The 8,000-nt window shown below is 45.0% G+C and carries 4 protein-coding genes and 1 pseudogene; all 5 read right to left on the reverse strand.

What is annotated here, in order from left to right; all coding sequences use genetic code 11:
• Positions 1-149 precede the first annotated feature (149 nt).
• Positions 150-1,836, reverse strand: a pseudogene (ilvD, locus tag LYNGBM3L_RS12435) (dihydroxy-acid dehydratase).
• Between the two features lie 178 nt (positions 1,837-2,014).
• Positions 2,015-5,398 carry a UPF0182 family protein gene (locus LYNGBM3L_RS47305; RefSeq protein ID WP_008183278.1) on the reverse strand — a complete coding sequence of 1,128 codons (3,384 nt, stop codon included), beginning with the start codon at positions 5,396-5,398 and terminating at the stop codon, positions 2,015-2,017.
• A gap of 103 nt (positions 5,399-5,501) precedes the next feature.
• Positions 5,502-5,639, reverse strand: coding sequence for a hypothetical protein (locus tag LYNGBM3L_RS43375; RefSeq protein WP_154659765.1), 138 nt, complete (start codon positions 5,637-5,639; stop codon positions 5,502-5,504).
• 633 nt (positions 5,640-6,272) lie between these two features.
• Positions 6,273-7,577, reverse strand: a complete 1,305-nt coding sequence (locus LYNGBM3L_RS12445) for a glutamyl-tRNA reductase (RefSeq protein WP_008183280.1) — start codon at positions 7,575-7,577, stop codon at positions 6,273-6,275.
• 29 nt (positions 7,578-7,606) lie between these two features.
• Positions 7,607-7,768 (reverse strand): hypothetical protein, encoded by a 162-nt coding sequence (locus LYNGBM3L_RS43380; protein WP_154659766.1) that lies wholly within the window; start codon positions 7,766-7,768, stop codon positions 7,607-7,609.
• Positions 7,769-8,000: the final 232 nt, after the last annotated feature.

Here is an 8,000-nt window from a genome sequence, read left to right on the forward strand (position 1 = left end):
CTATACTTACTCGCCCCAAATGTTCACAAACCTACCCTTGTAAGGTTAGGGGGGATTCCTGCCTCACAAGTGTAGGTTTTTTAATTTGGGGGGAGTAACGACTCATGGATCAGCTATAGAGTAGATTAACCAGCAACTGTGTATAAGTGTTAATCCAAATCTAAATCCGTTACTGCTCCGACACTACTGGAAGAGACTAAGGTGGCATACTTTGCCAATACCCCTGTGGTATAACGGGGCTTGGGTGGTTGCCAACTAGCACGGCGTTGCTCTAATTCTTGATCGGACACATTTAGTTGTAAGTATCGCTGATGGGCATCAATGGTAATCATATCCCCTTCCTGGACTAATGCGATCGCACCTCCAACCGCTGCTTCTGGTGCGACATGACCGACTACCATGCCATAAGTACCTCCAGAAAATCGTCCATCGGTAATTAATCCGACCGAATCACCTAACCCAGCACCAATAATGGCTGATGTGGGAGCCAGCATTTCCCGCATGCCTGGGCCACCCTTTGGTCCTTCATAGCGCACCACAATCACATCACCAGAGTTGATCTTACCTGCGAGAATCGCATCTAAGCAGGCTTCCTCGGATTCAAATACTCGCGCTGGACCGGTGATTTGAGGATTTTTTACCCCAGTAATCTTTGCTACTGACCCTTCTGTGGCCAGATTGCCTTTCAGAATGGCTAAGTGTCCTTGAGCATACACAGGATTATCCCAAGGACGAATTACATCTTGGTCAGCAGGGGGTTGATCAGGTACCTCTTCTAACACTTCCGCTATAGTTTGGCCGGAAATGGTCAAAGCATCCCCATGGAGCAAATCATGGACCAACAGCATTTTCATCACTTGGGGAATCCCCCCGGCGCGGTGCAAATTTACAGTGACATAGCGACCACTGGGTTTGAGGTCACACAGGGACTGGTACTTTCCCCCGGATGGTTTCAAAGTCATCAATGGATAAGGCTACTCCAGCAGCATGGGCGATCCCTAATAGATGCAAGACTGAGTTGGTGGAACCACCTACTGCCATAATTACTGCGATCGCATTCTCAAAAGCCTTTCGTGTTAAAATAGCCCTAGGTAGTATTTGCTGGCGAATTGCTTCGACTAACACAAAAGCAGATTTCTCAGCACTATCGGCTTTCTCAATATCTTCCGCTGCCATGGTAGAGGAATAGGGCAAACTCATCCCCATTGCCTCAAAAGCAGAGGACATAGTATTAGCGGTAAACATGCCGCCACAGGAACCAGCACCAGGGCAAGCGTTGAGTTCCACCGCCTTGAGTTTAGCCTCGTCAATCTTGCCAGCACTGTGTTGACCAACAGCTTCAAAGGCACTCACTACCGTTAAATCTTGACCATCGAGATGTCCAGGTTTAATCGTGCCACCATAAACGAAAATTGCTGGGATATTCATCCTGGCAATGGCAATCATCGCCCCTGGCATATTCTTATCGCAGCCGCCAATGGCCAAAACTCCATCCATACTTTGGCCATTACAAGCGGTCTCAATAGAATCAGCAATTACTTCCCGGGATACCAGGGAATATTTCATCCCTTCCGTTCCCATGGAAATCCCGTCACTAATCGTAATTGTACCAAACATCTGAGCCATAGCACCAGCAGTGGTCAATCCCGCCTCTGCTCGTTTGGCCAAATCATTTAACCCCAAATTGCACGGAGTAATAGTGCTGTAGCCATTAGCAAGACCAACAATGGGCTTAGTAAAATCGTCATCAGTGAAACCAACAGCCCTCAGCATGGCTCGGTTAGGGGCTCGCTGAACACCTTGGGTAACCACTTGGCTTCTCAAATTCTCCGGCATGGATATGTTCTCCTCAAAGGTTAGAGTCTCTACCAGAGATTTTAGATTTAGCCATCAAATTTAGCCATCATATCAAGTCTGGTTGAATACCCATCATCGGGAGTGTGGTAAGTGTGGGGAGATAGGGAGATAGGGATATTTTTATTAAGGGTATGAAAACCGGATTTAGCTAGATTAGCTAAGGGAGTGCAGTTTCCTCGACTGGACGTACAATTGTTGGTGTCTTACTTTGCTCTGGCTTAAAGATGGCATCAAGTGCTTCTTTTAGATTTTGAGCCATAATAATCTGGTTTTGATAAACCACAATAACTCGCACTAATGTTGGCAGACTATGTTGCTCAGCTTCTATATACAATGGCTCAACATACAGTAGAGATTGCTCGATGGGAATAACCAAAAGATTCCCCTGAACTGCTCTTGAACCCTTTTGATTCCATAAGGAAATTTGTTGAGAGATGACTGGATCTTGATTAATCAGGGCTTCAATTTGCTCTGGTCCATAGATTAGTTGTTGCTTGGGAAACTGATACAGGAGTAACTTGCCATAATGATCGCCATCAGAACGACCAGCTAGCCAACCAATTAAATTATTACGACCTGTAGGTGTATAGGGGTGGAGCAAGATAAATTCTTCTGATTTCTCCTTGGGCAGTTTCATGATAATGTAGTAGGGTTCCACTGATTTAGATTTACCAGCATAAATTTCCTGGGGAATCCGCCACAAATCCTCTTGGTTGTAAAAGACCTGGGGGTCAGTCATGTGATATGCTAGCAAGCGCTCGGATTGGATGTTAAATAGATCAATGGGGTAGCGCAAATGAGTCCGCAGGTTGCTGGGCATCTGATCCAGTGACTTGAAGAAATTCGGGAAAATCTTACTCCACGTTTGAATAATCGGGTCTTTTGGGTCAGCTATGTAGAAACTAACATCGCCATTGTAGGCATCAATAACCACTTTTACGGAGTTACGGATGTAGTTAAACTGGTTGTCACCTGGGTCGGCATAGGGATAGCGATCGCTTGTGGTGTAGCCATCCACCATCCAGTAGAGATAATTATCATTGACGGCTGATTCGCCTTCAGAAGTATCAGCAATTACCAGGTAGGGGTCAGCGTCATAGCGTAAGAAGGGAGCGATCGCTTGAATCCGTTGCCGAATATTACGGCGGAACAGTAACCGTGTTTCGGGTGTGAAATTCCCAGTCAGTACCATCTGCCAGTCTTTAAGATACTGGGCAAACACTAACCGCCGCCAAAAGGAGTTTAGGGCAACACCACCAGTGCCATCGTAGGTGTTGTAAACGTTTTCTTCTCCACTGGGATAGTCTAATTCCTGAGTTTTGGTGGAGGTCATGATATAGTTATTGGTCAGTTCTCCGTAGTAAATCCGGGGTTGACCAATGGGGATACTATCACGAATTTCTGGAGAGGATGTATATAAGCTTCCTTTGAGCGCTTCACCTCCACCAGAACCGATGTCTTTAATAAAGTAGTATGGCAGTCCTCCCTCTCCTACCTGATTCACAGCAGAGAGGGTAAACCCATAGCCATGGGTATAGACTAAGTGTTTGTTAACCCAAGTTTGTGCTTGTTTGGGCACAGCATCATAGTCTAATTCCCTGGCAGCAACAAGTACTTGTTGTTTTTGAGTTTTTGTATTTAGTTTGAGGTTATTGGCTTTAAGGTTATTGGCTTTAAGGTTATTTGGTTGTTCGCGTAGCGTGGCCTTTTGGCCAAGGTTATTGGCTTGTTCGCGTAGCGCGGCCTTTTGGCCAAGGTTAGCAGGTTTAATGGTGTTGTTTGAACTTTTAAGATTCAACCAGTCCAGATTCAAACTAGCAACATTCAACCTAGCAACATTCAACCTGGCAAGATTCAACCAGTCCAGATTCAAACTAGCAACATTCAACCTAGCAACATTCAACCTGGCAAGATTCAACCAGTCCAGATTCAACCTGCCAACATTCAACTTGCTAACATTCAACCTGCCAACATTATTCAAGCCAGCTTTAAACTGGTCTGGCTTAACTTTAATAGTGTAGCGATCAAAATTGGCGTCGGTAAATTGGTAGTAAAGTCTCAGTTGTTGCAGCTGACGATTACTTTGTAATAAGGGGCGGGTATCCCACAGGGGAATGTTGTCGATGGTTAGGTGATTTTTTTCTAGATCGGTGCTGGTGAGCTTACCTTGGGGGTTAAAGGTTTCAGCTTCAATACTATCGAGGTCAAAAGCTGCTCTCGTCAGGGCAATAGTCCGAGCAATATAGGGTCTTTCTAAGGCTAACTCGTTGGGTTCGACTTTAAACCGTTGCACTGCTGCAGGTAAGATTATCCCAGCAATTCCCCATATCCCTAGGTATAAGCCCAGTATCCACAATGCTACTGGTATTTTGGTGGGCAGGCGGCGTATCCAGAAAATTGCTCTCAAGAGTAACAACAGTGCGATCGCAAATGCGAGAATGCTCAATCCTGTATTAAAGGGCAACTTGACTGAGACATTGGTATAGCCCGCACCATAAGCAACACCACGGGTTGAATACAGTAAGTTGTACCGGGAAAGCCAATAGTGGAAGGCTGTGATTGCCGACACAGCAGACCCAAGGCCATACAGGTGTCGTAGTTGGTTTTGGGAAAATCCCGGAAATTTCCCATCTGAGAGGCTATTGCCTGAGGTTAAGTAAATTAGCCATACCGCAACTAGACCAAAGAGAAATAAGCCCCCTAGCCAAAAATTCAATAGTTGCCATACCGGTACACCAAATACGTAGAAGCCGATATCCTGTCCAAATAGTGGCTCGGTAGTGTTAAAGTGAGTGGGATAGAGATACTCTAAAATTCTGCCCCATTGTTCTGAAATCACCATCGCCCAGGCAAAACTTAGTGCTAGGGCGATCGCTCTTAACCACAACTGAGCATTTACCATTAGCCCTACCATCACTGCGGAGATCATCCCCAGCTGCCAAACCAGATTGCTTCTGGATTCTGATAAAAATAGCTTTCCGAGAGATACCCAACCCAAGGGTGACGGTAGGGGGGGTGTCGCTTCACTCAGAAAGGTGGCTGACAAGGTTTCCCGATGGAAATGCCAAACGGAAAAGGCATTTTTCCCGTAGTACAGCAGCACCACCCCAACTAATAAACTGAGTGCTAGGGCAAATGGCAAAAGCGATCGCAATCTGAAGGCTGGGCGTTTTTTAGAAAATTTTCCTCTTGGTCTGACTCCCGATCTCACTATTGGGGAGGGTGAGTTTAACCGTGTTTGGTTAAGGGTTAAGGATGAAGAGTCAAGAGTCTTGAACCCTTTTAGCCAGGTAATCTCGAGATCTGCTAAGTTTTCTGGATGCTTGAAATGGTTGGCTAACCATAAATTGGTGAGCAAAAACCCCAATGATATGATAAATACAATTACCCACAAACTCAGCTGGGTCTGCAAACGCAGAAAGAAAGCGGATAGATAATCCACTTCCGTGAACCATAGAATTTCTGCTACCAGGTGAGATAGTAAATTCCAAGCTATCCATACACCCACTAGCCCAGTAACCCAGCGCAAGAGTTTGGTCATTGGTCTTTAGTTTTTGGTCATTACCAGCATAGCGTGGTCTATCAAAAACTAAGTATTCAGCTGTCAGCCGTCAGCCGTCAGCTTATTTTTCAAGTGGCATGCGCTATGGGCATAAACTGTTCGGTGTAGCGTCACCACAGGCTTTTAGCCGTTCGCGTAGCTGATAGCTGATCGCTGATAGGTCTCCACAAAATACCAATTCAAGTAGGGTGGGCAAAGTTCTGTGTACTATAATAAACATTTGAACCAAACTGTTTTTGCCCACCCTACAAGTTTTTGATACAAGTAGGGTGGGCAACGTTCTGTGTACTATAATACACATTTGAACCAAACTGTTTTTGCCCACCCTACAAGTTTTTGATACAAGTAGGGTGGGCAACGTTCTGTGTACTATAATAAACATTTGAACCAAACTGTTTTTGCCCACCCTACAAGTTTTTGATACAAGTAGGGTGGGCAACGTTCTGTGTACTATAATAAACATTTGAACCAAACTGTTTTTGCCCACCCTACAAGTTTTTGATACAAGTAGGGTGGGCAACGTTCTGTGTACTATAATAAACATTTGAACCAAACTGTTTTTGCCCACCCTACAAGTTTTTGCTGTTTTTGCCCACCCTACAAGTTTTTGATACAAGTAGGGTGGGCAACGTTCTGTGTACTATAATAAACATTTGAACCAAACTGTTTTTGCCCACCCTACAAGTTTTTGATACAAGTAGGGTGGGCAACGTTCTGTGTACTATAATACACATTTGAACCAAACTGTTTTTGCCCACCCTACAAGTTTTTGATACAAGTAGGGTGGGCAACGTTCTGTGTACTATAATAAACATTTGAACCAAACTGTTTTTGCCCACCCTACAAGTTTTTGCTAACTGCTAAATTGCTCGCCAGTATCTAGATTGAATAGCATTTGTAACGATTCCATGGCCAGCCGTCGAGTTTCAATATCTTGCTGTGCTCGTAATTGCACCATCGGGTCATGAAGGATTTTGTTAACAATCCCTCTGGTTAGGGCTTCGATCACTTCTTGATGTTTTTCGGCAAATTCTGACCCGAGACGGGATAGGGCTTTCTCTAGCTCTTGCTCACGAATTGTTTCGACCTTGCTGCGCAAGCTACTAATGGTAGAAACGGTTTCGAGGGAACGCCACCAGATGTCAAAGGCTGCCACATCTTCTTCCAAGAGTTCTTGTGCTTCCATCGCCATCTTACGACGGCTTTCCTGATTCTGTGCTACCACTGCTTTTAAGTCATCCACGTTGAATGAGTGGACAGTCTCTAGCTCATCAACATCCGCTGCCACATTACGAGGCACAGAAATATCAATTAGCATTAAGGAATGGCTAGTCTGCAACACTCCTTCTAAATTAGACCGAGTCAGGAGTGGTTCGGTGGCACCAGTGCTAGTAAATACGATATCTGACTGGGCAACCAGTGTCATCATATCTGACAAGGAATGGAGTTTTAGCTCCGCTTTGGGAAACCCTTTCGCTAACTCTTCAGCCCGTTTGGTGGAACGATTCAGAATTGAGATATCTACGGCACCTTTGGCCAGTAGATGTTTCACCAGTAAGCGCGACATCTTACCAGCACCGATAATTGCTATTTTATAGGGGGTCAAAGAGGTGCCATAAAGGGTTTCTACCTTCTGCTGAGCTAACTCTACCGCTGCTGAGCTAATGGATACTGCCCCAGTGCCAATACTGGTTTCCGTGCGAACTCGCTTACCGGCAGTAATTGCTTGTTTAAACAGTTTATTAAGTAGACGTCCAATTCCCTTGTGTTGCTGACCAAGTTTGTGGGTGGTTTTGACCTGAGCTAGAATTTGCCCTTCTCCTAACACTAGGCTATCTAGACCGCCAGCAACCCGCATTAAGTGCATGACTGCATCTTGATACAACAGAATAAATAAGTGGGGGCGCAACTTGGCTAGAGGAATGCCAGCTTTTTCTGTCAGAAACTGGCACAATTCTCGGATTCCTGCATCAGTTTCTGTGGTGACTATATAAACTTCTAACCGATTACAAGTACTCAGTATCGCTACCTCTTCTATATGAGGATAGCTACATAAGTGGGGCATCACAGTTTCTAACTGGGCTTCTGGAATGCTGAGTTTTTCTCTGACTTCAACCGGTGCTGTCTTGTGGCTCAGACCTACTACGGCAATGTTCATGTTTTTGATAAGGAGGTTTGATGGGAGTGTTAGTTATAGAAGTTATCAAAAAGGTGAGTAACTTTTGTACTTGATTTTAGGGAGTAGGGAGTAGGGAATAGGGAGTAGGGAGTAGCGATGCAGCGCGGTCTTGGGGAGGCAGCGCGGTCTTGGGGGTCTCCCCCATGAGCGACTGCCGTGGTTTCCCCCATGAGCGACTGCATCAAGACGGGAGTAGGGAAAAAATATTGTGTACTTTATTAGGATTAAAACCGTTATCTTAGTAATTCTTTATCGGTTTGTTGGTACAAATGTTTTCTACAAATCCTTACTAAAACGAACTTGAAGGAAGGGTTAAACTAGGTTTTTAACCTTCCTTCAAGCTTTAACTACTGTTGCTAGGGCGTGTTTTCAAAGTTTTCTGCAAGATTATGATCCCCCCCA

The sequence above is a fragment of the Moorena producens 3L genome, from assembly GCF_000211815.1.
Taxonomy (GTDB): domain Bacteria; phylum Cyanobacteriota; class Cyanobacteriia; order Cyanobacteriales; family Coleofasciculaceae; genus Moorena; species Moorena producens.